This is a genomic window from Actinokineospora baliensis (assembly GCF_016907695.1).
GTDB lineage: Bacteria > Actinomycetota > Actinomycetes > Mycobacteriales > Pseudonocardiaceae > Actinokineospora > Actinokineospora baliensis.
Window position 1 is genome coordinate 1,619,749 of sequence record NZ_JAFBCK010000001.1, and the last position, 22,234, is coordinate 1,641,982.

A 22,234-nucleotide genomic window follows, 5' to 3' on the forward strand; every position below is an offset into this window, starting at 1 on the left:
CCGCCCCCGTCGCCTCAGACCGCCGCTTCGACCACGTCGGTGACGATGAGCTCGGGCTCGGTCTTCTCCTTGACCTCGGCCACGCTCACCCCGGGCGCCACCTCGCGCAGCACAAGGCCGTCGTCGGTGATGTCGATGACCGCCAGGTCGGTGATGATCCGCTGGGCCACCCGAAGACCGGTGTAGGGCAGCGAGCACTCGTTGACGATCTTGTAGGTGCCGTCCTTGGCCACGTGCTCCATCAGCACGATGACCTTCTTGGCGCCGTGCACCAGGTCCATGGCGCCGCCCATGCCCTTGACCATCTTGCCGGGGATCATCCAGTTCGCGATGTCACCGACCTTGGACACCTGCATGGCGCCGAGGATCGCCGCGTCCACCTTGCCGCCGCGGATCATCCCGAAGGACAGGGCCGAGTCGAAGAACGAGGCGCCGCGGCGGAGGGTGACGGTTTCCTTGCCCGCGTTGATGAGGTCGGCGTCCTCTTCGCCGTCCCACGGGTAGGGGCCGACGCCGAGGATCCCGTTCTCGGACTGGAGCACGATCTCCACGTCGTCCGGGACGTAGTTGGGCACCAGGGTCGGCAGTCCGATGCCGAGGTTGACGTAAGAGCCGTCGGACAGCTCTGCCGCCGCGCGGGCGGCCATCTGCTCGCGGGTCAGTCCCATGTCAGGCCTCCTTCGTGCGGACGGTCCGGCGCTCAATGCGCTTCTCGACAGCCTCTTCCGGCGTCAGCACCACTACGCGCTGCACGAAGATGCCCGGCAGGTGGATCTCAACCGGCGCCAGGTCACCCGGCTCAACCAGCTCCTCGACCTCGGCGATGCTGATGCGGCCCGCCATGGCGCACAGGGGGTTGAAGTTCTGCGCGGAGTCCCGGAACACGAGGTTGCCGTGCCGGTCGCCCTTCCACGCGCGGACCAGTCCGAAGTCGGTGGTGATGGACCGCTCCAGGACGTAGTCGTGGCCGTCGAACTCGCGGACCTCCTTGGCCGGGGAGGACACCGCGACGTTGCCCGCGTCGTCGTAGCGCCACGGCACACCGCCGTCGGCGACCTGGGTGCCGACGCCCGTCCGGGTGAAGAAGGCGGGGATGCCGGAGCCGCCCGCGCGCAGCCGCTCGGCCAGCGTGCCCTGCGGGGTCAGCTCGACCTCGAGCTCCCCGGACAGGTACTGCCTGGCGAACTCCTTGTTCTCCCCGACGTAGGAACTCGTCATCCTGGAGATGCGCTTCTCGCGCAGCAGCAGACCGAGGCCCCAGTCGTCGACGCCGCAGTTGTTCGACGTGACCTGCAGGCCGGTGACGCCCTTGGCCAGCAGCGCCTGGATCAGCGCGCTCGGGATGCCGCAGAGACCGAACCCGCCGACGGCGAGGGTCGCGTTGTCCGGGATGTCGGCTACGGCCGCCGCGGCGCTGGGGACGACTTTGTCCATGTGTGTGCCCCTCCTTCTGGGTGTGGCACCGGCGACTCTAGCGGGGCGGACCCGGTTGCCGATGTGGTCGAAATCGCCATGAATCGCCGTTGGCCGGTGGGCGTGGACACTGTGCACGTGGGTGTGGAGCAAGACGGCCGCGCATCGCGGCCCAGGGTTGAGGGGCGCCGGTGGCGGCCGAGTGACGAGCTGACGCTGCGGCTGCTGACGTGGTCGACGCGCGTGGTCGGGCTGCTGGCCGTGGTCTCGGTGGTGTTCCCGGTCGGCAGGCGCAGGCTGCGCGACACCATCGGCGGCTGGCTCGACCTGCCCACCGAGGCGACCGTCGCCGCGGGCGTCGTGGTCCTGGCCAGCGGCGTCATGCTGCTGATGCTCGCCACCGCCCTGCGCAGGCGCAAGCGCAGGGCCTGGCAGGTGACGGTCGTGGTCACCGGCCTCATCGCCCTGGCCCACCTCGGCTGGCGGCACGGCATCGGCTCCGGGGTCACCGCCCTCGTGCTGTGCGTCGCGCTGATCGCCACCCGCGGCCACTTCACCGCCAAACCCGACCCGGTGCACGGCAAGTGGCGGGCGGTCCGGGTCACCCTGCAGCTGTGGGTGGCCGGGTTCCTGGCCAACCTCGTGCTGCTGAGCACCACCCCGGCCCGCTTCACCGACAACGCCCCCCTGCTCGACCGGGCGTTGCACGCGCTCCTCGCCCTGATCGGGGTGTCCGGCCCGGTGCAGCCGGTGCCGTGGCTCGACGACCTCAGCGCCGCCATTGGTCTCGCCTTCGGCGTCGGTGCGCTGCTGCTCGGCGGGTACTACCTGCTGCGCTCGGCCGAGCCCAAGCAGGGCCTGTCCCCGGGGGCCGAAGGCGGACTCCGGGAGTTGCTGGCCGCGCGCGGCGCCGAGGACTCGCTGGGCTACTTCGCGCTGCGCAGGGACAAGTCGGTCGTGTTCTCCCCGTCCGGCAAAGCGGCGGTGCCCTACCGGGTCCTCGCGGGCGTCGCGCTGGCCTCCGGCGACCCGCTCGGCGACCTGGAGGCGTGGCCGGGCGCCATCGAGCTGTTCCTCGCCGACTGCCGCGACAACGGCTGGATCCCGGCCGTCATCGGCTGCTCCGAACGCGGCGCCACGGTCTGGGTGCGCTACGGCCTCGACGCCATCGAACTCGGCGACGAAGCCATCGTCGACGTCCCCGGCTTCACCCTCGACGGCCGCTCCATGCGGGGTGTCAGGCAGGCCGTCGCCAAGCTCCGCCGCGCGGGCTACGAGGTCACCGTCCGACGCTCCGCCGACCTGGCCGCCGACGAACGCGCCCAGCTGTCCACCCTGGCCGAACACTGGCGCGGCACCGAGACCGAACGCGGCTTCTCCATGGCCCTGTCCCGGCTGGCCGGCCCCGACGACCCCGACTGCGTGCTGGTCACCGCCAGCCGCGAGGGCGAGGTCACCGGCCTGCTCCAGTTCGTCCCCTGGGGCCGCGACGGCCTCTCCCTCGACCTCATGCGCCGAGACCGCGCCACCGGCGACAACGGCCTCAACGAGCTCATGATCGCCGACCTGCTGGCCGCCTGCCCGGCACTGGGCGTCACCCGCGTATCGCTCAACTTCGCCGTCTTCCGCGCCGCCATCGAACGCGGCGGCCGCATCGGCGCGGGCCCCGTCGCCCGCCTCTGGGCCAAAGCCCTGCGCGTCGGCAGCCGCTGGTGGCAGATCGAAACCCTCTACCGCTTCAACGCCAAGTTCGGCCCCACCTGGAACCCCCGCTTCCTGATCTTCCCCGCCGTCCGCGACCTCCCCCGAGTGGCACTGGCCGCGATCGAAGCCGAGGGCTTCGGCGGCCGCCCACCAGCACTTTTGCGCGCCTTACGCCGCTGACCGGGGGGCGTTTTGCCCTCCGTCGAGGCACCTGTGTAGTCTTACCTCCCGAGCGGCCACGGGGCCCCGGGAGGCTTCGCCTAGTCTGGTCTATGGCGCCGCACTGCTAATGCGGTTGGGGTTCAAAGCCCCTCCCGGGTTCAAATCCCGGAGCCTCCGCTGTACACCCGACCCGTCGGGTGACAACTGAACAAGCGCCCGTAGCTCAACGGATAGAGCATCTGACTACGGATCAGAAGGTTAGGGGTTCGAATCCCTTCGGGCGCGCACGACGGCGACCCATGTCCACGGAAAGCGTGGACGTGGGTCGTTTGCGTTGTATCTGGGGGGCGACCCCCCAGGCCCCCACGGTGCGATCCCTCTCGACCCAGCGTGGTTCGCTCGGGCCTTCGGCCCTCGCATCGAGTTTGTTGCCCACGTCCAGCCGGTGGGTGGACGTGGGTCTGGGGGGGCTACTTGGGTGGGTGGGGGAGGGATTGGGATTCCAGGGTGGCGGCTAGGCGGTTGATCTGGGCGGAGTAGGCGATTCGGCGGTGGGCTTTGGCGGTGCGGTCGGCACCGTCCAGGTCGGCTATCCGGTTCCTCAGCCTTTGGTCCAGGCGCTGGGAGTGGACCCTGAGGTCGACGGTGTCGCGCTTCTCGTTGAGGACCAGGTGCTCGTCGTGCAGCCTGCGGGCGGTGGCCAACTGGTGGCGCACCTGGTGGTCGTACGCGGTGCTGCCGCTCATCATCTTGGTCAGCACCGGGAGGCAGTCCAGGGCGACCAGCAGCGCCGCCAGCAGCCAGTGCGCCAACAGCACGATGGTGCTCCGGTCGGACAACCGTTGCAGTGCCTCGAACTCGTCCAGGATGCCGCTGCCGTCGAGGTTCGCCCGCTTCTCCTGGACCTTCGCCGCGATGGCGGTGCTGGTGGCGCGTTCAGTCGTGTCGCGCGCGGCGGCGAGTTCGCCGGTCAGCGATTCGACCTGGTGCTGGGCCTCGGCCAGTTCCCGCTGCCGCTGGTCGAGGCCGTGGTCGCGCCGGTAGTCGTCGGCGATGGTTCGGTTGCGCCTGCACTCGCCGCCGACGCCGGGTACCCCGGTGGTCCCGGGGCCGGGGACGCCGGTGCACTCGTTCATGGCCAGCTGGTTGAGCCGCGTCCACTCCTGGTCCATCGCGGCGACGCTGGTCCGCAGGTCGTCGCGGATCCGGGTGGCCTGCGCCAACTGCGTTTCCGTCGCAGCGGGGTTCACCCCGGTGTTGACCAGCGCCCCCGCACACGCCGCGTCGGCCGGTGCCGGGCCCGAGCTGGGGTTGCACCGTTTGAGGAGGCCCTCGTACGCCTCGACCTCCGCTTTGCGGTGCTCACCGATCTCGTTCTCGATGGACGTGCCGAACACCGACAGCACCAGCGGTTCGGCGATCACCACGCCGAGCAGCAGGGACAGCACCAGCCGGGGCAGGTAGCGCAGCCACGAGCCGGGGCGGGAGCCGTGAGTGCTCGAGATGAGCCAGCTGTCGATGACGACCACGGCGGCCATCCAGATCAGCGCGACCACGCAGGCGGTGGCCCAGCCCGCACCGGTTGTCTTGCCAACGGCCATCGCCATGGACACCGCGGCGACGATGCCGGTGTTGAGCACGATCGCACCGAGCCGGGTGTAACGGGGACGCTCCTCCGGGACCCAATCCAGGATGTCCTCGCTCACCCCGACCAGCCTGCGCAGCAACCGCGGAATGCCGCCGCTGGGCCGCACCGGGCGGAACAGGTCGACCGCGGCGTCGTTGCGCAGCGAGTGCCGGACCGGCCTCGGGTCGGTGACCAGCGGGATGATGTCGGTGCGTTCCAGGTCGCTTGGCTCAGCGCGCATCGTCTTCCCTCGCCGGTGGGTCGATGACCTCGTCCTCGGGCTGCTCGGCGATGGCCTGCCGCGGCGCGCCGCTGCCTGGCCCGACCAAGGCCTTGACCACCTGGTCCAGCTGCAGGTTCACCGCATCGATGTGACCCTGCTTGGCCACGGTCTCGATGATCCGGATCCGGGCGTCGAACTCCTGCTCGGCGCGGCGACGCTGCCACTGCGCCTCCTGCTCCCGGTCCGCCCGCTCGGTATCGGCACGCATTTTCGCGAGCTCGCGGTCGTGCGCGATCCGCTCGCGCAGATCGGCGCGGTCTTGTTCCAACTCGGCTGCCCGGTCTTGGCGTTCGCGCTCATGGATCGTGCTCAGCTCCGCGCCGAGTTCCTTGGCAGTGATCTCACCGAGTGCGTAGGCGAGTTGGAGCGCGCTTACGGCGTCGCCACCGGCCACTTCGACGGCGTGCTCCTTCTCCGCGCGCTGCTGCTCCCGCCGCGCCGCGCTGAGGTCGCTGCTGTGGTGGGTGCGCACCACTTCGCGGGACTGTTCGAACTGGGTGCGCTGGTCGATCAGCGCCTGTTCGTTGCCCAGCCGCGCAAGCTCGATCAGGTGCTGCTGCTGCTCGACGCGCTTGGTGTTCTCGTACCCGGCGAGCTCCTCCGGGGTCAGCACCTCGACGCTGGCCAACTCCACGGCGAGGCCCATGATCTCCGCTGGCACCACCGTCCAGTACGCGCGGACCTGGGCGTTCACCTTGCGCCGCACCAGGTTGATGTCGTCGAGGGTGAAGTCCAGGCCGAGCTCGTAGAGCCCGTGGTGCCCCTTGAGGTAGCTGGTGAGAGCGGCACTGGCGTCCACCACCCCCTCCCTGACCACGGCGACCGCGTCGGTCACCGTGCACAGGAACGTCACCCGCACGGTGAACGAGGCCGCGTCCCGCGCGGGAACAGCCAGCGTCAGCACGACCTCGGCGTTGCCGGTCATGTCCACCACCGACACCCGCGACGCGTTGACCACCCGACCGCTGTCCAACGGCAAGTCCTGGGTGTCGAGGAAGAAGGTGCCCGCCGAGCGGTACACCAGCTGCTCGTTGGCCTTCGGCCGGGGCACCTCACCCCACGCGCGGCCCACGGGCTTGCGCTTGAGGAACGACTTGGCCTGGACCGGCCTGAGTTCCTGTTCGACGACGACCGGGTAACCCCGTTCCATCGCTGCTTCTCCTACTTGTCCGAGGGATTGGTGCGCAGGGCGGCCAGGAGCGCGGCCACGATCGGGCCGATGCCGGTGCCCTTGCGGTCGAGGAAGGCCTCGAAGTCCTGCCGCAGAGCGGCCAACTCCGCGGCGTCGAGCTGGGCGGACAGGGCGGCGCCGAGTGCTTCGGCGCGCGGCCGGGGATCACCTTCGTGCCGCCCCATGCTCTCCAGCGCGGCGCGCATCGTCCGGATCCCGCTCTGCCGCTCCGGCCGGTGCAGCAGCACGTCCGCCCACAGCCGGGCCACCAGCAGCAGCCGGTCCGGTGCGTGGTCGAGGAAGCTGACGAACGCGTACCGGCCGGAGGTGGCGTCAGTCGCCGAGAGCACGGCCGCGGTGCAGCGCACGGCCGTCCGGCGCAGTTCGGGGCGCCTGCCCAGCGGCGGGAACCGGTCGAGCTTGGCCCGCAGGTGCGCGAGCACGAACTCCGCGTCCCCGCCGTTGTGCACGAGGGTGGCGAACAGCTTGCCGAACAACAGCTCCACCGAGCCGGTCACGGTGTGCGGCTGCGTGCTGATCTGCCACAGCACGTTGACCGCGTCGTGCGGGTACTGCGCGCCGAGCTGACCGCCGAACGCCGTCGCGCCGACCCAGCGCTGTGCGGGGTTGCCCTGTTTCGACCAGGCAGTGGCGATCTGCAGCGCGCTGGCCGACAGCGCGTCGTCGCGCGCCATGAACCACAGCGCGTACACCGCGGCCCGTTGCCCCGCGCTGCCGAGCTCGCCCCTCGACCACTCGACGAGCAACGGCAGGACCTCCTCGACCGCCGCCGAGGCGAACACGGCCAAACCGAACGCGGTGCTGCGCTCGAAGAAGTCCCCCAGCGCCACGATATCGCGCAGGCAGTCGTGCAGGGCGTCCCAGAAGGCAACGCCCATCCTGGTCCACAACTGGTTGACCACATGGCGGTGGTGTCCGGGGTCGGCGAACACCAGGGCGCCGCGGCTGCCGAAGGTCGTCGGCAGCCGAACCCGGCGGATGAGCGGGTTCCTGTTGTAGAGCAGCCGGTGCTGGGCGAGCCCCGCACCCTCCGAACCCTCCACCGGTGGTTCGGGCACGTGCCGGTCGAGGTGGCGCAGGAGGACAGCGGTGCTGGACTCCAGGGTCCGCTCATCGGCGCCGGTGGTGAACGCGAGCGCGGCGAGGGTGGCCACTGATGTCCGGTCCGGGCCCGTGTCGAACCACTGCGCCACTTCCTTGGCCAACCGCGAGTCGAGGTGACCGGTGGCTGAGTCGACCGAGTCCCCCGCGGCCAACCTGGTCGCCAGGGCCACGGCATCGGCCACGAACTCGATCCGGGCGAGCGCCTCGGCGAGGGACTCGGCCTCGTCGGGTGGCCATGGCACCGACCAGCGGGCCCGCAGCACCCGTTCGGCATCGGGCGCTGCCCAGGCCAGCTGGGCGACACCGCTGTCGTCCCACGCCCGCGCCGAGGACCCGGTGACCACGAGGAACGCCCCTTGAGCGCGCAGCCGATCGCGCACCAACAACCACTCGAAGTCGGAGTCGCCCGCCTCTTGGTTCGCGGGCCGGTCCAGCAGCAGGTAGCCGCAGCCCGCGTTGTAGTCCCGAGTGGACAACTCGGCAAGGGTGACCTGTGGCGAGAGCATGAACAGCGCGTCCCCGGTGACCTCTCTGAGCAGCGCGAGCGCCGACGAGCGCCGTCCGATGCCCGGCCGACCGCGCAGCACCACGATCTGGTCGGCGACCAGTCGCGTTGCCGCCACGTCGAACACCGCCGGGCGGACGAAGTGCTCGAGTGCGCCGCGGATGTCTTTGTCGTCGACCCGCCCGGTCGCCTGGTGCGGCGACGCGGTGCCCGGTCCGCTCGCTCCGAAGACGGCCTGCTGGATGTGGACGTCGCCCTGGAAGCTGTTGAACAGCGGGCCGAGGTTCTCGCCGTCGAAGGTCTCCGACCTTGTCCGGGGGTCCGCCGGGGTCCTGTGCTCGTCGGGGGTGCCCTGGTCGGCGGCCGCGGGTGCTCCCCTGAGCTCGGTCACCTGGTCGGGCCGAAGTTGTTGCCGAAGATCGCGGTGTCGCTGCGGATCCCGCCGTGCACGACGGTGGCGACCGACGGCGGCGCGGCACTGGCGGGCTCCGGCTCGGCACGCGGTCGGTGGTCAACGGGGCCTGGCCGGTCGTCTGGCGGGCTGGGCGGGGTCGGGTCGTCAGGACCGAGGTCGAGTGGCCCGATGTCGAACTCGGGCAGGTGCAGCCATGCGGTTTCGGTGTACTCCTTCACCCGCACGTCGATCCGCCGGAACTCCTCCGGGCGGCGCTTGGTGTGGCGCTGGGCGACCAGGTCCGAGTAGAGGGTGTTCGACACGACGAGCACGAGGTTCGCGGCCGGGATGGCGTTCTGCGCCGCCTTGGCCGCGGGGCTGTCGACCAGGCGGGCTACCGCGACAACGGCCTGGCCGGGGAAACCCCCTGGTCCCCGGCCGACCATGCCCTGGTGCAGCGACAACCGCAGGCGCAGCCGCGTCTCCTCGGATCGGCCGTGGTTGTGCAACTGCAGCAGGTGGGCCAGTTCGCGGGGGAACTCGTCGATCAGCCTGGACTCGGAGGTGCCGAGCGGGAGGACGTCGAGTTCGCCGTCCCCGCGCTCCTGCACGCTCCACTCACGGCGGTCGAGACCGGCGGCCGCAGCGGCCTCACCCATCAACTGGTCGAGGTGGCGCTGCAGGTCTTGCTGCCGCCGGTCGTCGCCGCCGCTGTAGTTCCGCGCGTCGACGCACAGCAGCGACCGGCGGGTGAACTCTTCGCTCACAGTGGACTTCCTGTGTGGTGGGTTGGGAAGGGATGTGGGGAGTCTGTCCGGCTGGTCCGCCGAACACCCTGTAAAAATCCAGAACCAGCGCGATCAGTCCTCGCCCGCGGCCACGCGCAGCGCGTCGACGTCGTAGAGCAGCAGCCCGCGCCGTCGGGACGTGACCAAGCCCTCGACCTTGAGCGCGCGCCACGCCTGACCGACTGAGTCCGGCCGCGCTCCGATGAGCTTGCCCATCTCCTCCTGCGTCAGTTCGACTCCCAACTCGACACCCCGGTCCGTGCGCTGACCGTGCTGTTCGGCCAGTTCCAGCAAGACCCTGGCCAACCGGGTCCGCACGTCGTAGCCCATGAAGTCGAGCCGCCTGCGGTTGGCCCAGGTGAGTCGCTCGGCCATCAGCCCGCACAGCGCTGCCCAGCCAAGCGGGTGGCGCATGAGGAAGTCGAAGAAGTCCCTGTGCGGCATGACGTGCACGACCAGGTCACCGCACGCGGTCACGGTCGCGCTGCGCGCACCGTCGCCGAGCGCTGCCATCTCGCCGACCACGTCGCCTGCGAATCGGATGCCCAACAACGACTCCCAGCCGTTGCGGGCCACCGCTGTCACCTTGACGCAAGCCGACGAGCCGGAATCGGACGAGCCGAGCAGCAGCACGTCCGTGCGCGGTTGCCCTTGCGTCAGCAGGAGCTCACCCGCAGTCGCGGTTCGCTTGCGTGCCAGTGAGAGCAGTTCGGCCGCGTCCTCGCGGACGAGTCTGGTGAGGAAGGTGCCGGGCAGCCATGTTCCCGGTTGTTCGGTGTCGTCCACCAGGGATCTCCTGTTGCGGGCACGTTCGCCCTGAGTCTTGCCCGTCGTCTGGCGTGGACACGCTGCCGATAGCGGTCGGGGCGTTCGTGATGGGGCGATTTGGTATCACATTGCGCCGACCGGGTGCAATAGGGTGACCGTGCGTGGACATCTGAGAAGTCGAATTACCGCTGGTCGTTTTTCGGCTGTCATGAGCAAGGTTGTCGCAGGTAGCCGCACTGGTGCGGAATCAGACTCCGCGCGGACGGGAATTCGCGGCGGCGGCGTCGTGAATTCGACGGCGGGTATTCGGAATGGCGATAGGCCGTTTGAACCAATCGGCGGAGTCCCGAGCGGACGGCCTGACCGTGCCAGGAGGTGTTGGCACGGCCGCGGTGTGCTGGTGGAATGCTGTGGACCGCTACAGGAGCGGACTTCTGGGGAGCTTTGATGGTCAGGTGGGTTGTGCCCGCTGCGGTTGTCGTGGTGGGGCTGGTTGTTGTGGGGTGGGCGGTCGTCACGGCTGCGGGGTATGAGCGGTACCGGGAGACTGCGGACTCCATGGCGCCGACGATGACCCGGGGGGACTCGATCAAGGTGTTGGAGATCGAGGGTGATCAGGTGCGGCGGGGGGACATCATCGTGTTCGCCATGGGCGCGTGGCCGGATGACGAACCGGCTGACGGTGAGCAACTGCTGATCAAGCGCGTGATCGCGGTTGGTGGGGACGCCGTGGCAGGCGGCGGCGGCGGCCTGACGGTCAACGGGAAGCGGGTTGTCGAGGACTACCTCTTCGATGAGGACCCGAGCATGGCCCGCCCGTTCGACGCCCAGGTGCCCGCGGGCACGGTGTTCGTCGCGGGCGACTACCGGTCCCTGTCCCGGGACTCCCGCATCTACGCCAGCCAGGGTGCTATCCCGTTCTCCCACGTCAAAGGCGTTGTCGTCGAGGTCGACGGGAAGCCGGTTGTGCCGACGAAGGCGTTCACGGCGGCGGGGTTGGCGGGGGAGCCGACGGTGGATCGGGCTGATCGGTCGGGGTGGTTGGCGGTGGGGACCGGGGTGTCCCTGGTGGGGGCGATCTGGTTGGTGGTCGGGTTGGTCTGGCGCAAGCGGCCTAAGGCGAGTGTGCAGGAGGCCTGAGGTGGAGGCGTCGGGGAGTCGCGTGCGGACGGCTCCCCGACGCTGGTTCTAGGGGTGGGTGCGGATGGTGAAGCGGGTGGTGGCCACGCCGGTGGGGGTGGTGATGGTGAGGGTCGCCCGGTAGGTGCCGGGGCGGGCGTAGCGGTGTTCGGCGGCTGTGACCTTCCACAGGCCGGGGGCGGCTAAGGGGCCCGCGGGGGTGGTCGGGGTGACGGTGGCGTTGGCCGTGGTGCCGTCGCCGTGGTCGAGGACGGCGGTGGGGGTGGCGGCGGTCGGGGCGGTGAAGCGGGCCACCTCACCGCGCAGGGTGCGGGCGCGTTGGTCGGGGGCGTCGATGTCGGTGGTCCACGCGACGGCGGGGCTGGGGCGGAAGTTGACCCCGGCGATGGTGAGCCTGCTGCCCAGCGACGCCAGGCGGGCGGTGAAGTCGGTGAGGTCGCGAGCGGACCGCTGGGTCCAGCCGATCTCCGCGATGGACGCCAAGCGCGGGTGGCTCAGCCATTCCGCCTGGGCCAGGCCGCGGATCGTCTCCGACCACAGCGGGCCCGCGACGCCGATGACGTCGGACTCGGTGAGCCCGTCGCGCACCGGCTCCCAGTCGTAGTAGCGGTCGAAGTCGCAGGCGTTGCGGCAGGCCCAACTCAGGCCGATGGGGCTGCTCGGGTCGTACTTCTGGTCGAGGTAGGTGGTGCCAGCGGGCGACATGACGACCTTCGCGCCCCTGGCCACCTGCTTGAGGGTGTCCGCGAGCGTCGCGCCGCGCCAGAAGTGGATCACCGCGCCCGGCGGCAGGTCGACCGCGGCGTACTCGTTCCAGCCCATCGGCAGCTTGCCGAGCGCGGCGACCTCCGGCAGCAGGGTGCGCAGGTAGGTCAGGTAGTTGTCGTGCCCGGTCACCAGCGCCTCGTCCCCGCCGATGTGCAGGTACGGGCCGGGGGTGAGCTTGGCGATCTGGCCGAGCACGGTGCGCAGGAACTCGTAAGTGACCGGGGAGTTGGCGTCCAGCGTCGAGTAGCCGACGTCGGCGGTGTTGTTCATCGGCTTGGTGACGCCGTCCGGGTTCAGCTTCGGGATCGAGGCCAGCGCGGCGTTGGTGTGCCCGGGCCCGTCGATCTCGGGCACCACCGTGACGAACCGGGACCGGGCGTGCGCGACGATCTCCGAGTAGTCGCGCTGGGTGTAGGAGCCGCGGATCGCCGGACCGGTGCCCAGCGGGGTGCCGTTGGCGTACCGGTCGGCGCCGCCGAGCGACCCGACCCGGGTGAGCGCGCCGTAGTCCAGGCCGGAGGGGTTGTCCCTGGGCTGGGTGATCGCGATCCGCCAGGCCTGGTCGTCGGTCAGGTGCAGGTGCAGGGTGTTGACCTTGAACAGCACCGCGGTGTCGATGTAGCGCTTGACCTCGGCGACGGTCAGGTAGCTGCGCGCCACGTCGAGCATGACGCCCCGGTAGCCGAACCGGGGGTAGTCGCTGATCTCCGCGGCCTGCGCCCGCCACGGCCCGTCGACCCTGCGCCCGCTCTCCACCCAGGCGGGCAGCAGCTGCCGGAGGGTCTGCACGCCGTTGAACAGGCCCGCCGGGGTGTCGGCGGAGATGGTCGCCGCGCGCTCGTCGGTGACCAGCCGGTACCCCTCGGCGGCGTGGCCCTCCGGGGCCTTGCCGCGGCCGAGGTCCAGCACGATGTCGCCGCGCCCGGGACGCCCGCCGGTGATCGGCAGCCGGTACCCGGTCGCCGGGCGCAGCAGGTCGGCGAGGTACTCGGCGACCGGTCTGGCCGCACCCCGCGCGACGATGCCGCTGTCCTCGGTCAACGTGAACGGGCTGCGCCCGGTCGCCACTGCCGCCACCGGCCGGGGCAGCAACCGCTGCACCCCGGGCTCGACGGTCGCGACCGGCGCCGCCGGTGCCGCGGCGGCCGGTACCGCCAGCAGCGCCACCGCCGTCACCACCACCACGCGCCATGTCCTCCGCATGTGATCCCTCCCAGCACAAAAGTCGGACATATGGTCTAGACCATAAGAAGTTCGATCAAGATCCGTCAATCACCCAAGCAGCGAGGAACGCCGACCCACCCCCCGGCGGCGCCGTGCCCCGACCGCGCGTCGACCGGGTTCGGTGTCGGACGGCAAGAGTTAGAGCTCGCTGGAACTGCAAGTCCCAAGTGGATGGTTGGCTCGCCGCGCCCGGACAACTGGGCGCGGCGAGCGGGTGGATGGGGGAACAGCGGGTAGACCTCGTCGAGACCAATGCCGTTCGGAGTGGTCTCCACGCCTGCCGCGCCACTCGGCGCGGCAGGCCGGGTCCGCCCGCGCCCGGTCAGGACGTGACGACCGCGTCTCGGCCGACCAGGGCCGCTGACGTCTCGGTCAGCAGCCTGCCGGTGACGTCCGGATCGCAGCCGACCCTGGGTAGGCGGGCGCGGATCGCCGCGACCGAGCGCTGTCGTTGCTCGGCCAGCTCGCGGATGGCTTCCGCCGCTTGCTTGGTGGGCGGGTGCGCCAGCCAGGCCTCGCGCAACGTCGTGTCCTGTTCGGCCGACCACGGCTGGTTGGCGTTGCCGGTGGTGCGGCGCTTGGTGTCCAGGGCTGCGATCGCGACCAAGGACTCGCGCAGCAGCTTCGCCGCCTCCGCGGCGCCGCCCGGCGGTAGCCGCAGGTTCCCTTGTGCGAGCAGGGTGCCGTCGTCACCCTTGCCGCTGACGTCGATGGCGAGGTCGCCGTCGGCATCCGCCGTCACGGTCAGCGTGTAGCTGATGTCCTGCCGTGTGCTGGTGTATTCCAGGTTGAATGTCATGCAGGCAAAGGTAAGGACTTCTCGGGAATCGTGGAGAAAGTTGTCCACAGCCCTGATCGGGTGACTTGTTCAGTGCCGCCAGTGCTGCCTGCCGACCGAGTGCGGCCGATCTTCCGGTTCCACCGCCTGCGCTTCTGGGCCCTCGTCGTCCGCTGGTTCGACGGGCTCGGTGCGTTCGCGCTCCTCACGAAGAATCGTCTCAAGTGTGGTGTTGGCGCGGCGCAATCGCCAGACGATGACCGCTACGGCGACCACCGCGGCAACGATCCACAGTGCGGTAGCCATAGGACCACTCCGCATCAGCCGTTGTGCACCCGCTGGGTGGGGTACCTCAAAGACTCCCACCTGAAGCACCGCAGCGCAGCCGAGCGACCCACTTTGGCCACCTGGTCGGGAGGAATCCGCCCCAACGGAGCAATCTGCCGACGCAATGTGACCAACCGTTCCCCCGAACGGCTACTGAGCGGCCTCGCGCGGTCGCTCGGCGTCGGTGACTTCGGCGAGTGCCTCGTCATTCGCGGCGCGGTTGAGCGTTTCCCTGGCAGGCAGCCAGACCAGGGCCGCGACCACGGCCATCGCCCCGGTCACCAGGAAAGCCGAGCCGAAAGAAAGCCGGTCCGCCAGCACACCCGCGACAACCGGACCCAGGATGGCACCGACGTCGGCGGCCATCTGGAAGGTCGCGAGCACCTGCCCACCACGGGATTTGCCCATCACGTCGGCCACGACGGCCTGTTGCGGCGGGGTCAGCATCCCGGTGCCCAGACCGGCGACGACGGTCGCGACCAGGAACTCGCCGACCGTCTCGGTGAAACCGAACCAGATGGTCCCGCCCGCGGAAACCACCAGCCCGACCAGGATGAGCGGCTTGCGACCCCAGCGGTCCGACAACCGCCCCGACACCAGCAACATCACCACGTTGCCCGCGGCGAACACCGATAGCGCGGTCCCGGCGAAGGTGCCATCCCGGTGCAGGACTTCTGTGATGAACAACGGCACCAGGGAGACACGCACCCCGAAGACAGCCCAACCATTGACAAAGCTGGAGGTCAACGCGGCCGTGTAACCGCTGTTGCGCAGTGCCTCTCGCAGTGGCATGACCGGCGCGGTGTCATGGCTTGCCGGCGTGATCAGGGTGGACTTGCGCAGGAACAGCCACACCGTGCCAACAGCGACCATGAGCGCGGTCGCGTAGACGAGGAACGGCGCGCGCAACGAGATGCCGATCAGTCCACCGCCGACCAATGGCCCAGCCACGTTGCCCAGCAGGAAACTCGTCCCCCAGAGGCCTGACGCCTTGCCGCGCACGTCAGATGGCGTCAAGTGGATGAGCAGCGCGATTCCGGAGACTGTGAACATCGTCGACCCCGTGCCGCCGAGTGCGCGTAGGGCGACGAGTTGCCAGTAGTGCGTGGCGAAAGCGCAGGCACCGGTGGTGACCGCGACGATGGTCAGACCCGTTAGGTACACCTTGCGTTCACCGAGTCGGGTGACGAGCCTGCCACTGACAGGTGCGAACGCGAGGCGGGTCACGGCGAAGGCGCTGACCACGATGGACGCCGCGGTGACGCTGACGTCGAAGCTGCGGGCGAAGCTGGGCAACGCGGGCGCCACCAGGCCGAACCCGACGGCGATGATGAAGTTCGCCGCGACGATGACCCACACCTCGCGGGGTAGCGCGGATGGCCGTTGCCCTGTCGCTGCCACCCTCGCCCGCCTTCCTCGCATTGCTTAGCCCTGCGAACTATAGGCCGGTTCGCCTCAATCGGGCTAACCCCTGTCAGGGCAGGCCCCCCGCTGGGTACGTGGGGGTGGTCACCCGCACTAGCTAAGGAACCGCCGATGTCCGAACCGCTCGACGCCATCGAGGTCACCGCGTTGCTCGCCAAGCTCGCCGAGGCGGAGCGGGACGCCCGCGTCCTGACTGCCGACGAGTCTTACCGGGATGGTCAGGCCGCTGGGCTTGAACTGGCCCAACGCATCGTCAGGGAACTGGCGAACCTGCCTGTGGAGGCCGACTCCGGCCGGGTCTAGGGCTGGACGGCACGGAGGCCGGGTAGCTACCCGGCCTCCGCCACCTCCGTTGCCTTACCGACCCTCAGCCGATGTCGCGGCGGCGGAACGTGGTCAAACCTGCCGCCACCGCGACCACTGCGACGCCGGTCAGCCAGAACAAGGGCGTCGCCACGAACTCGGTCCCGGGTTGCAGCTTGGGCACGTGCACGAACGGTGACACGTCTAGTACGGCCTGTGCCAGACCGATGACCGGGCCGTACAACGCGAGCAGCACTGCCACCGCGACTACGGTCCACGAGCCCGCAACCGCCAGCTTCGGCCAAGCGCCGTACAGCAACGCTGCGATACCGGCGACCACCCACACCGCAGGCAATTGCGCCATAGAGGCCGCGAGTGTGTGGGAAAGCTGGTGCCCGATATCGCCCGCGCGTAGACCGTGCGCAAGACCAGCGGACAGTCCGGATGCCGCTAGGAGCACTACGGGGCCGAGTACCGCGAAAGCCAGGTGACTACCGGCCCATTGAGCGCGCCCCACCGCGGTCGCGAGTACTGATTCCGCGTGTGTTGCCGTCTCTTCCGACCGCATTCGTAGGGCAGCTTGCACCGCATAGACAGCGCCGAGCATCCCGAAGAGGCCGATGATCGCGGACAAGTAGGCGTCCACGAGTCCCTGGGTGCCGCCCATCCGTTCCATGATCTGCTTGACCTGTTCGCTGTCTCCGACGAGCCCGCCAATGCCGTCGGCGATCGCGCCGAAGATGACGCCCATGACGACAACGGCGGCCGTCCACCCCAGCAGCGATCCGCGTTGCAGCCGCCACGCCAGTCCCCACGGGCTCGACAGTGACTTGGGCGCGGAAGCCGGACCGGGCCGCGAGGGCCAGAGCCCCGCGCCGATGTCTCTTAGCGGCACCAGTCGGTAGGCGACTGCGGCGATGACAGCGGCGACACCTGTAGCCAGCAGGAAAACCCACCACTTGTCGGCTACGAACGGCCTAGCTTGTTGCGGCCACGCCAAGGGCGACAGCCACGACACCCAACTCGCGGACGGTGTCGAGTCGCCTAGCGCGCGCAGCAAGAAGGCTGCACCGAGGATGGTGGTGGCTATGCCATTGGCTGACCGGGAGTACTCGGTGAGCTGCGCGGTCACCCCGGCGATCGCGGTGAACACTAGGCCCGTACCGGCGATGGCCAGCCCTAGCGTGAACGCCCCTGCGGCAGGCAAACCGGCGCCAGCCATGCCTGCGGCGATCAACACTCCTATGAGGAGGCTGGAAGCTCCAGCGATCACCATGCCTGCCGTAAGAGCGGCATACCTGCCCACTACGGCGGATCCCAGTAGCTCTAGCCGCCCTGAGTCCTCTTCTGCGCGTGTGTGCCGGGTGACCGTGAAGATCGCGAAGAGTCCGATGAACAGCGCCAGGAACGAGCCGTACCGCCACGCGCTCCAGCCGCCAGGCGTCGACAGGTCAAAGGCCGGTCCGTAGAGGACGGCGACCGACGGATTGCTTCCCGTGCCTGCGTTAAGAGACGCTCGGGCAGCCGCAGTGGGGTAGAGCTGTTCGTAGGCGGACACCGTCGACCCAGGGATCACGCTCAAGACCACGATCCAGATCGGGAGGATGACCCGGTCGCGGCGCAGCGCGAGCCGGATAAGAGGCCACGTCCCGGCTATCCCGGTCATCGGGTGCCTACCGGCTCGTCTTGGTAGTGCCGTAGGAACAGCTCTTCCAGCGTCGGCGGTTGGCTGGTCAGTGAGCGGACGCCCGACTCGGTGAGCGCGCGTAGTGCGGTGTCGAGGTCGCGGGTGTCGACATCGAACTTGACCCGGTTGCCCTCTACGACCACGTCGTGCACACCCGGGAGTTGAGCGATCCCGTTGGGCGGGCTCGCCAGCTCCGCGCTGATGCTCGTGCGCGTGAGGTGCCGAAGCTCGCTAAGAGTTCCCGTCTCGACGGTCGTACCGGCGCGGATGATGCTGACCCTGTCGCACAGGGTCTCGACCTCGGCCAAGATGTGGCTCGACAGGAGAACCGTGCGACCGCGGTCGCGCTCCTCGCGCACGCACTCTTGGAAGACCGACTCCATCAACGGGTCGAGCCCGGACGTCGGCTCGTCCAGGACGAGCAGCTCGATGTCAGAGGCGAGGGCGGCGACCAGGGCCACCTTCTGCCGGTTGCCCTTGGAGTAGGTGCGGCCCTTCTTGCGCGGGTCCAGGTCGAACCGCTCCAGCAGCTCCGCGCGTCGGCGCTGGTCGAGCCCGCCGCGCAGTCTGCCGAGCAGGTCGATGACCTCGCCGCCGGACAGGTTCGGCCACAGCGAGACGTCACCGGGCACATAGGCGAGGCGGCGGTGCAGGTCGGTGGCGTCGCGCCACGGGTCGCCGCCGAGCAGCGTGGTGGTGCCCGCGTCGGCGCGCAGAAGGCCGAGCAGCACTCGAATGGTGGTGGACTTGCCCGCGCCGTTGGGGCCGAGGAAGCCGTGGACCTCCCCGGTCTCGACCGTCAGGTCGAGGCCGTCCAGCGCGCGGGTCCGACCGAAGGTCTTGACCAGGCCGGACACCGAGATTGCCGTTGTCATGATTCGCAACGTACTCTTGGTTCACAACTTTGTGAACGTTCCGAACGCGCTAGCGTTGTGATGTCTATCGGAAGGGTGAGGCCGTGACAGACGACCCGGTGGCGCACTACGTCGAGCGGTTCGCGCTGCTCCTGTCGGACGCGGGCATGCCGAGGATGCCCGCCCGGGTGTTCACCCGGCTGCTGGTCAACGACTCGGGCAAGGCGAGCGCGACCGAGTTGGCCCAAGCGCTGCAGGTGAGCCCAGCGGCCATCTCCGGTGCTGTGCGCTACCTGGAGCACGTGGGCATGATTACCCGTGGCCGCGACCCAGGTCAGCGCCGCGACCACTACGCCGTGCCCGACGATGCCTGGTACGAAGCCATCATGAACCGCGACAAGGTGCTTAGCGCCTGGTCATCGGCCATGGCCGACGGCGCCAAGCTGCTCGGCGAAGACAGCCCCGCAGGCAAGCGGATGGCAACGAGCAACCGGTTCTTCGAGTTCTTGCGCCAAGAGATGGACGAGATGCTCGACAGGTGGCGCGCGCAGCGCTAGCGCTCGGCGGCCTGGACCAGCCTCTTGGCCAGATCCTGGATGAAGGTGCGCAATCCCGCGCGTAGGACCGAGCCGGTGCCAGGGACACGCTCGACGAAGCTGATCCGCCACACCAGGTCGGTGCCGCCACCATCGCGGGGAACGAGGGTGACTTCGCCCCTATAGTCCCGGACCGGCGACGCGGACCGCAGCACATAGGCGTGCCTGCGGTCCTGTTCGTACTCGACGGTCTCCTCCCGCACGAGGACCGGCTTGCGCCCCAGGACCCGCACGGCGCCGACGCCGCCGGGAGCGGGATCGCCCTCACGCTCCATGAACGACTCCACCACCACCGGGCGCGCCCATTCCGACCACCGGTTGCCGTCGGAGACCAAGGCGAACAGGGTGGACGCGTTGGCGCTGCTGCTCGTGCTGATCTCGAAGGCGAAGGTGCGCTGGCGCTCGACCATGGGCGGTCTCCCGGTGTCGGGGCTGTGGACGGGGGCAATCGTTCCACCCCGGTTTCGGCGTAGCCTGCCCACCAGGCGAATGACCACCGGGCGAGGAGCCCGTGGCGACCGATGGACGGAAGTGGGGCCGGGCATGACGACTGCCGACGACCGCGTGCTCGCGCTCGCCGACGAGCTGTTGGACCTGCAGTTGACCGCCGAGCCGCTCGGGGCGACCCTGCTCGGCGTCCCCGGCTACGACGACCGGCTCGCCGACGCCACCGAGGGTACGGCGATCGCCCAGCGCGCCGCCGCTGTCGACATCGCCGCGCGCGCCCACCTGGTCGAGGCGGTCAGCGCGGAGAACGCCGTCACCGCCAAGGTCATCGCCCAGCAGGCCGAGGCGATCGTCGACAAGGTCGACGCCCGGATGGTCGAGTACACGATCAGCGACATCTTCGTGGGCCCGGCGGCCTCGCTGTTGACCTTCCTGCCGATGGTGGTGCTCCCCGACGCCGAGCGCGGTCAGGCCTACCTGAGCCGGTTGCGCCAGGTCCCCGAGCACCTCGAGCAGGTCGCCGAGCGCCACCGCGCCGGGATCGCCGCGGGTCGGGTGCCGGTGCGCAAGCTGGTCGACTCGGCCGTTGCCCACCTCGACCGCTACCTGGGTGCGGGGCTCACCGCGGATCCGCTGCTCGCGCAGCAGTTGGCGGGAGACGACAACGGGTTCGCCGCTGAACGCGAGCGCGTGGTCGCTGACGTTGTCCGTCCCGCCTTCGCGGCCTATAGGTCACTGCTGATCGACGAGATCGCCCAGCACGGTAGGCCTGAGGACCGTCCTGGCCTCTGTGCGTTGCCGGGTGGCGACGAGGCTTACGCAGCTCTATCGCGCGTGCACACCACCACGGACCGCACACCGGAGCAGCTGCACCAGACCGGTCTGGACATCATCGCGAACCTACGCGAGGAGTACGCCGAGCTGGGGTCTCGCGTCTTCGGCGTCTCAGACCAAGCTGAGGTCTTCCAGCGGCTCATCACCGACCCCGCGCTGCGCTGGCGCGACGCCGACGAGCTCCTAGAGCACGCCAGGGCCGCCATTGAGCGAGCCGAAGAGGCCGCGCCGCGCTGGTTCGGCCGGTTGCCCGGGCAGCGCTGCCGGGTCGAACCCGTTCCCGCCGCCGAGGCGCCTGGTGGCCCCGCCGCGTACTACATGCAGCCGTCCCTCGACGGCCTGCGCCCCGGCGTCTACTACGCCAACACCGACCGCGCTCACGAGCGCGACAGGTTCCTGGCCGAGGTCACGGCGTTCCACGAGGCGGTCCCCGGCCACCACTTCCAGCTCACCATCGCCATGGAGCTCTCGGATCTGCCGCTGCTGCGCAGGCTCGCCGACGTCAACGCCTACGCCGAGGGGTGGGGCCTCTACACCGAGCGCCTCGCGGAGGAGATGGGCCTCTACTCCGACGACGTCGCCCGCTTCGGGATGCTCGCCATGGACTCCATGCGCGCGGGCAGGCTCGTGGTGGACACCGGTCTGCACGCCAAGGGCTGGAGCCGCGAGCAGGCCGTCGACTACCTGCGCGCGAACACCCCGCTGTCCGCGCTGGAGATCGGCAACGAGGTCGACCGCTACATCGCCTACCCGGGCCAGGCGTTGTCGTACATGGTCGGCAGGCTCGAGATCCAGCGGGTCCGCGCCGAGGCGGAGGCCAGGCTGGGCGACCGGTTCGACATCCGCGCGTTCCACGACCTGGTCCTGTGCGGCGGCCCGCTGCCGCTCAAGGTCCTCGACGAGGTCGTCACCGCCTGGACGGGCGTCTGACGGTTACCTGAGGCGGGCGGTGCCGAGGATCGAGTCGACCGCCGCCTCGGTCAGCGGCGCGGGTGTCGCCGGGCCGCCGGTGAGGTCGGCGGCGACGACCAGCAGGGCGTAGCCGCGCGGGCGGGTGGCGGTGGCGTTGTCCAGGTCGACGCACAGGACCGCGACCTCGCCCTCGCTCGACGCGCACGCGGGGTCGGTGGGCTTGCTGGCGACCCTGGCCGTGGCCACGACCCCCTTCTTGCCGTCCACCTCGACCGGCCGTACCTGCGGGGCCGCGACCGTCGCGCCGGGGAAGTACGTGCGACCGAATGCGGACGTGAACGTGGTCGCGGTTTCTCCGCCGTGAGATCTTTGTCGGTCGGGTTCTGCGCGGTCGCGCTGGCGGCGAACGCCCTGCTGTAGCCGGTGCCGCCGCAGTTGTACCCGCCATAGGCCGCGGTGCCGCTGAAGTCGACCCCGGAAACGGTCGGTTTCGCCGTCGCGTCGACTCGCCAGTCCGCCGGAACCCGGTACGTCAGGTGCGCTGCCGGATTATCGATCACGCGACCGGGGGCGGGTGTCCGCGTTGACGTGCGGGTTGTTCGGGTGGTCGGCCGCGTTGTGGGGCTCGACGGGCGCGCGGTTGTGGTGGACACCACCGCCACGTCGTCGGGTGCGCCACCCGGAGAGCGGTTGACCAGCGCCAACACCACGACCGTCGCGACCGCGGCGACGATCGCGACGACGCTGAGCGCCACGGGGAGTCGGGGTGTCCGCCGCTCCCGGTCGTCCTGCCAGCCGGTCACGCGGCGACCCTAGCCGCAGTTCGACCGGGGAATTGCCATTTCAACTGGTTACTCTCCGCGTAGTCGTCACCGTCCCATGTGAACGTTCGGCAACACTTTGGACTCAAACCCACCCTGACGAGTGGGAGTAAATGAGCGCTTAGTAGAGTCCGCCCACGCCGACGTGTCGATTTCGACTCGAACGAGTGAGTCGATC

Annotated in this window: 21 protein-coding genes, 2 tRNA genes and 1 pseudogene; 8 read left to right on the forward strand and 16 right to left on the reverse strand. The window is 69.7% G+C overall.

What is annotated here, in order from left to right:
• Window positions 1-14: 14 nt before the first annotated feature.
• Complete coding sequence (locus JOD54_RS07640; RefSeq protein ID WP_204449858.1) at window positions 15-668, reverse strand: CoA transferase subunit B; 654 nt, start codon at window positions 666-668, stop codon at window positions 15-17.
• 1 nt (window position 669) lies between these two features.
• On the reverse strand, window positions 670-1,434 hold the full coding sequence (locus JOD54_RS07645; protein WP_204449859.1) for a CoA transferase subunit A: 765 nt from the start codon (window positions 1,432-1,434) through the stop codon (window positions 670-672).
• A gap of 117 nt (window positions 1,435-1,551) precedes the next feature.
• Between JOD54_RS07645 and JOD54_RS07650 the strand changes: the two genes are divergently transcribed.
• From JOD54_RS07650 to JOD54_RS07660, 3 genes are all read left to right on the forward strand, one after another.
• Window positions 1,552-3,297, forward strand: coding sequence for a phosphatidylglycerol lysyltransferase domain-containing protein (locus JOD54_RS07650; protein ID WP_372440277.1), 1,746 nt, complete (start codon window positions 1,552-1,554; stop codon window positions 3,295-3,297).
• A gap of 69 nt (window positions 3,298-3,366) precedes the next feature.
• Window positions 3,367-3,456, forward strand: a tRNA-Ser gene (locus JOD54_RS07655).
• Between the two features lie 35 nt (window positions 3,457-3,491).
• A tRNA-Arg gene (locus JOD54_RS07660) sits at window positions 3,492-3,564 on the forward strand.
• Between the two features lie 185 nt (window positions 3,565-3,749).
• Here the strand turns inward: JOD54_RS07660 and JOD54_RS07665 are convergent.
• The 5 genes from JOD54_RS07665 to JOD54_RS07685 all read right to left on the reverse strand — a co-directional run bounded on the left by JOD54_RS07665 (window position 3,750) and on the right by JOD54_RS07685 (window position 9,958).
• On the reverse strand, window positions 3,750-5,147 hold the full coding sequence (locus JOD54_RS07665) for a DUF4407 domain-containing protein (protein WP_204449861.1): 1,398 nt from the start codon (window positions 5,145-5,147) through the stop codon (window positions 3,750-3,752).
• Window positions 5,137-6,339, reverse strand: a complete 1,203-nt coding sequence (locus tag JOD54_RS07670; RefSeq protein ID WP_204449862.1) for a coiled-coil domain-containing protein — start codon at window positions 6,337-6,339, stop codon at window positions 5,137-5,139. The genes JOD54_RS07665 and JOD54_RS07670 overlap by 11 nt, the downstream gene beginning before the upstream one ends.
• Before the next feature lie 11 nt (window positions 6,340-6,350).
• Window positions 6,351-8,381 (reverse strand): hypothetical protein, encoded by a 2,031-nt coding sequence (locus JOD54_RS07675; protein ID WP_204449863.1) that lies wholly within the window; start codon window positions 8,379-8,381, stop codon window positions 6,351-6,353.
• Entirely contained in the window at window positions 8,378-9,151 is a 774-nt protein-coding gene (locus tag JOD54_RS07680; protein WP_204449864.1) for a hypothetical protein, read from the reverse strand. Before JOD54_RS07680 ends, JOD54_RS07675 begins: the two co-directional genes overlap by 4 nt.
• Before the next feature lie 93 nt (window positions 9,152-9,244).
• Window positions 9,245-9,958: a Crp/Fnr family transcriptional regulator gene (locus tag JOD54_RS07685; RefSeq protein WP_204449865.1), complete on the reverse strand. Its 714-nt coding sequence runs from the start codon at window positions 9,956-9,958 to the stop codon at window positions 9,245-9,247.
• A gap of 429 nt (window positions 9,959-10,387) precedes the next feature.
• Here JOD54_RS07685 and lepB point away from each other — a divergent pair, with 429 nt between their 5' ends.
• A complete protein-coding gene (lepB, locus tag JOD54_RS07690) occupies window positions 10,388-11,080 on the forward strand; it encodes a signal peptidase I (protein ID WP_204449866.1) in 693 nt (230 codons plus the stop codon).
• Window positions 11,081-11,128: 48 nt separating this feature from the next.
• Here lepB and JOD54_RS07695 read toward each other — a convergent pair whose 3' ends face one another.
• The 4 genes from JOD54_RS07695 to JOD54_RS07710 form a co-directional block, all read right to left on the reverse strand.
• A complete protein-coding gene (locus JOD54_RS07695) occupies window positions 11,129-13,051 on the reverse strand; it encodes a family 20 glycosylhydrolase (RefSeq protein WP_204449867.1) in 1,923 nt (640 codons plus the stop codon).
• A gap of 343 nt (window positions 13,052-13,394) precedes the next feature.
• The gene (locus JOD54_RS07700; protein ID WP_204449868.1) at window positions 13,395-13,871 is read right to left on the reverse strand and encodes a hypothetical protein; all 477 of its coding nucleotides are present in this window, start codon (window positions 13,869-13,871) and stop codon (window positions 13,395-13,397) included.
• A gap of 69 nt (window positions 13,872-13,940) precedes the next feature.
• Window positions 13,941-14,156, reverse strand: a complete 216-nt coding sequence (locus JOD54_RS07705) for a hypothetical protein (RefSeq protein ID WP_204449869.1) — start codon at window positions 14,154-14,156, stop codon at window positions 13,941-13,943.
• A gap of 171 nt (window positions 14,157-14,327) precedes the next feature.
• Window positions 14,328-15,578 carry an MFS transporter gene (locus JOD54_RS07710; protein WP_307859875.1) on the reverse strand — a complete coding sequence of 417 codons (1,251 nt, stop codon included), beginning with the start codon at window positions 15,576-15,578 and terminating at the stop codon, window positions 14,328-14,330.
• Between the two features lie 135 nt (window positions 15,579-15,713).
• On the opposite strand from JOD54_RS07710, the gene JOD54_RS07715 reads away from it, so the two are divergent.
• A complete protein-coding gene (locus JOD54_RS07715) occupies window positions 15,714-15,905 on the forward strand; it encodes a hypothetical protein (RefSeq protein WP_204449871.1) in 192 nt (63 codons plus the stop codon).
• Between the two features lie 64 nt (window positions 15,906-15,969).
• Here the strand turns inward: JOD54_RS07715 and JOD54_RS07720 are convergent, their stop codons facing one another.
• Both JOD54_RS07720 and JOD54_RS07725 read right to left on the reverse strand, forming a co-directional pair.
• The gene (locus JOD54_RS07720) at window positions 15,970-17,571 is read right to left on the reverse strand and encodes an ABC transporter permease (protein WP_204449872.1); all 1,602 of its coding nucleotides are present in this window, start codon (window positions 17,569-17,571) and stop codon (window positions 15,970-15,972) included.
• Window positions 17,568-18,467, reverse strand: coding sequence for an ABC transporter ATP-binding protein (locus JOD54_RS07725; RefSeq protein ID WP_204449873.1), 900 nt, complete (start codon window positions 18,465-18,467; stop codon window positions 17,568-17,570). Before JOD54_RS07725 ends, JOD54_RS07720 begins: the two co-directional genes overlap by 4 nt.
• Before the next feature lie 83 nt (window positions 18,468-18,550).
• On the opposite strand from JOD54_RS07725, the gene JOD54_RS07730 reads away from it, so the two are divergent.
• Window positions 18,551-19,003 (forward strand): GbsR/MarR family transcriptional regulator, encoded by a 453-nt coding sequence (locus JOD54_RS07730; protein ID WP_307859876.1) that lies wholly within the window; start codon window positions 18,551-18,553, stop codon window positions 19,001-19,003.
• On the opposite strand, the gene JOD54_RS07735 is transcribed toward JOD54_RS07730, so the two are convergent.
• On the reverse strand, window positions 19,000-19,452 hold the full coding sequence (locus tag JOD54_RS07735) for an SRPBCC family protein (protein WP_204449874.1): 453 nt from the start codon (window positions 19,450-19,452) through the stop codon (window positions 19,000-19,002). The genes JOD54_RS07730 and JOD54_RS07735 overlap by 4 nt on opposite strands.
• 133 nt (window positions 19,453-19,585) lie before the next feature.
• Here JOD54_RS07735 and JOD54_RS07740 point away from each other — a divergent pair, with 133 nt between their 5' ends.
• On the forward strand, window positions 19,586-21,253 hold the full coding sequence (locus tag JOD54_RS07740) for a DUF885 domain-containing protein (protein ID WP_204449875.1): 1,668 nt from the start codon (window positions 19,586-19,588) through the stop codon (window positions 21,251-21,253).
• 3 nt (window positions 21,254-21,256) lie between these two features.
• On the opposite strand, the gene JOD54_RS36145 is transcribed toward JOD54_RS07740, so the two are convergent.
• The gene (locus JOD54_RS36145; protein ID WP_504739777.1) at window positions 21,257-21,670 is read right to left on the reverse strand and encodes a DUF8017 domain-containing protein; all 414 of its coding nucleotides are present in this window, start codon (window positions 21,668-21,670) and stop codon (window positions 21,257-21,259) included.
• Window positions 21,613-21,897 (reverse strand): annotated as a pseudogene (locus JOD54_RS36150) (DUF8017 domain-containing protein); the annotation flags it as partial. The pseudogene JOD54_RS36150 and the gene JOD54_RS36145, both read right to left, overlap by 58 nt.
• Here JOD54_RS36150 and JOD54_RS07750 point away from each other — a divergent pair.
• On the forward strand, window positions 21,824-22,051 hold the full coding sequence (locus JOD54_RS07750) for a hypothetical protein (RefSeq protein WP_204449877.1): 228 nt from the start codon (window positions 21,824-21,826) through the stop codon (window positions 22,049-22,051). The pseudogene JOD54_RS36150 and the gene JOD54_RS07750 sit on opposite strands and share 74 nt — an antisense overlap.
• Window positions 22,052-22,234: the final 183 nt, after the last annotated feature.

Coding starts and splice junctions, on each gene's coding strand:
- JOD54_RS07645 (WP_204449859.1), bottom strand. CDS start 1,434: ATGGACAAAGTCGTCCCCAGCGCCGCGGCGGCCGTAGCCGACATCCCG.
- JOD54_RS07735 (WP_204449874.1), bottom strand. CDS start 19,452: ATGGTCGAGCGCCAGCGCACCTTCGCCTTCGAGATCAGCACGAGCAGC.
- JOD54_RS07670 (WP_204449862.1), bottom strand. CDS start 6,339: ATGGAACGGGGTTACCCGGTCGTCGTCGAACAGGAACTCAGGCCGGTC.
- JOD54_RS07640 (WP_204449858.1), bottom strand. CDS start 668: ATGGGACTGACCCGCGAGCAGATGGCCGCCCGCGCGGCGGCAGAGCTG.
- lepB (WP_204449866.1), top strand. CDS start 10,388: ATGGTCAGGTGGGTTGTGCCCGCTGCGGTTGTCGTGGTGGGGCTGGTT.
- JOD54_RS07725 (WP_204449873.1), bottom strand. CDS start 18,467: ATGACAACGGCAATCTCGGTGTCCGGCCTGGTCAAGACCTTCGGTCGG.
- JOD54_RS07665 (WP_204449861.1), bottom strand. CDS start 5,147: ATGCGCGCTGAGCCAAGCGACCTGGAACGCACCGACATCATCCCGCTG.
- JOD54_RS07720 (WP_204449872.1), bottom strand. CDS start 17,571: ATGACCGGGATAGCCGGGACGTGGCCTCTTATCCGGCTCGCGCTGCGC.
- JOD54_RS07740 (WP_204449875.1), top strand. CDS start 19,586: ATGACGACTGCCGACGACCGCGTGCTCGCGCTCGCCGACGAGCTGTTG.
- JOD54_RS07695 (WP_204449867.1), bottom strand. CDS start 13,051: ATGCGGAGGACATGGCGCGTGGTGGTGGTGACGGCGGTGGCGCTGCTG.
- JOD54_RS07715 (WP_204449871.1), top strand. CDS start 15,714: ATGTCCGAACCGCTCGACGCCATCGAGGTCACCGCGTTGCTCGCCAAG.
- JOD54_RS07705 (WP_204449869.1), bottom strand. CDS start 14,156: ATGGCTACCGCACTGTGGATCGTTGCCGCGGTGGTCGCCGTAGCGGTC.
- JOD54_RS07700 (WP_204449868.1), bottom strand. CDS start 13,871: ATGACATTCAACCTGGAATACACCAGCACACGGCAGGACATCAGCTAC.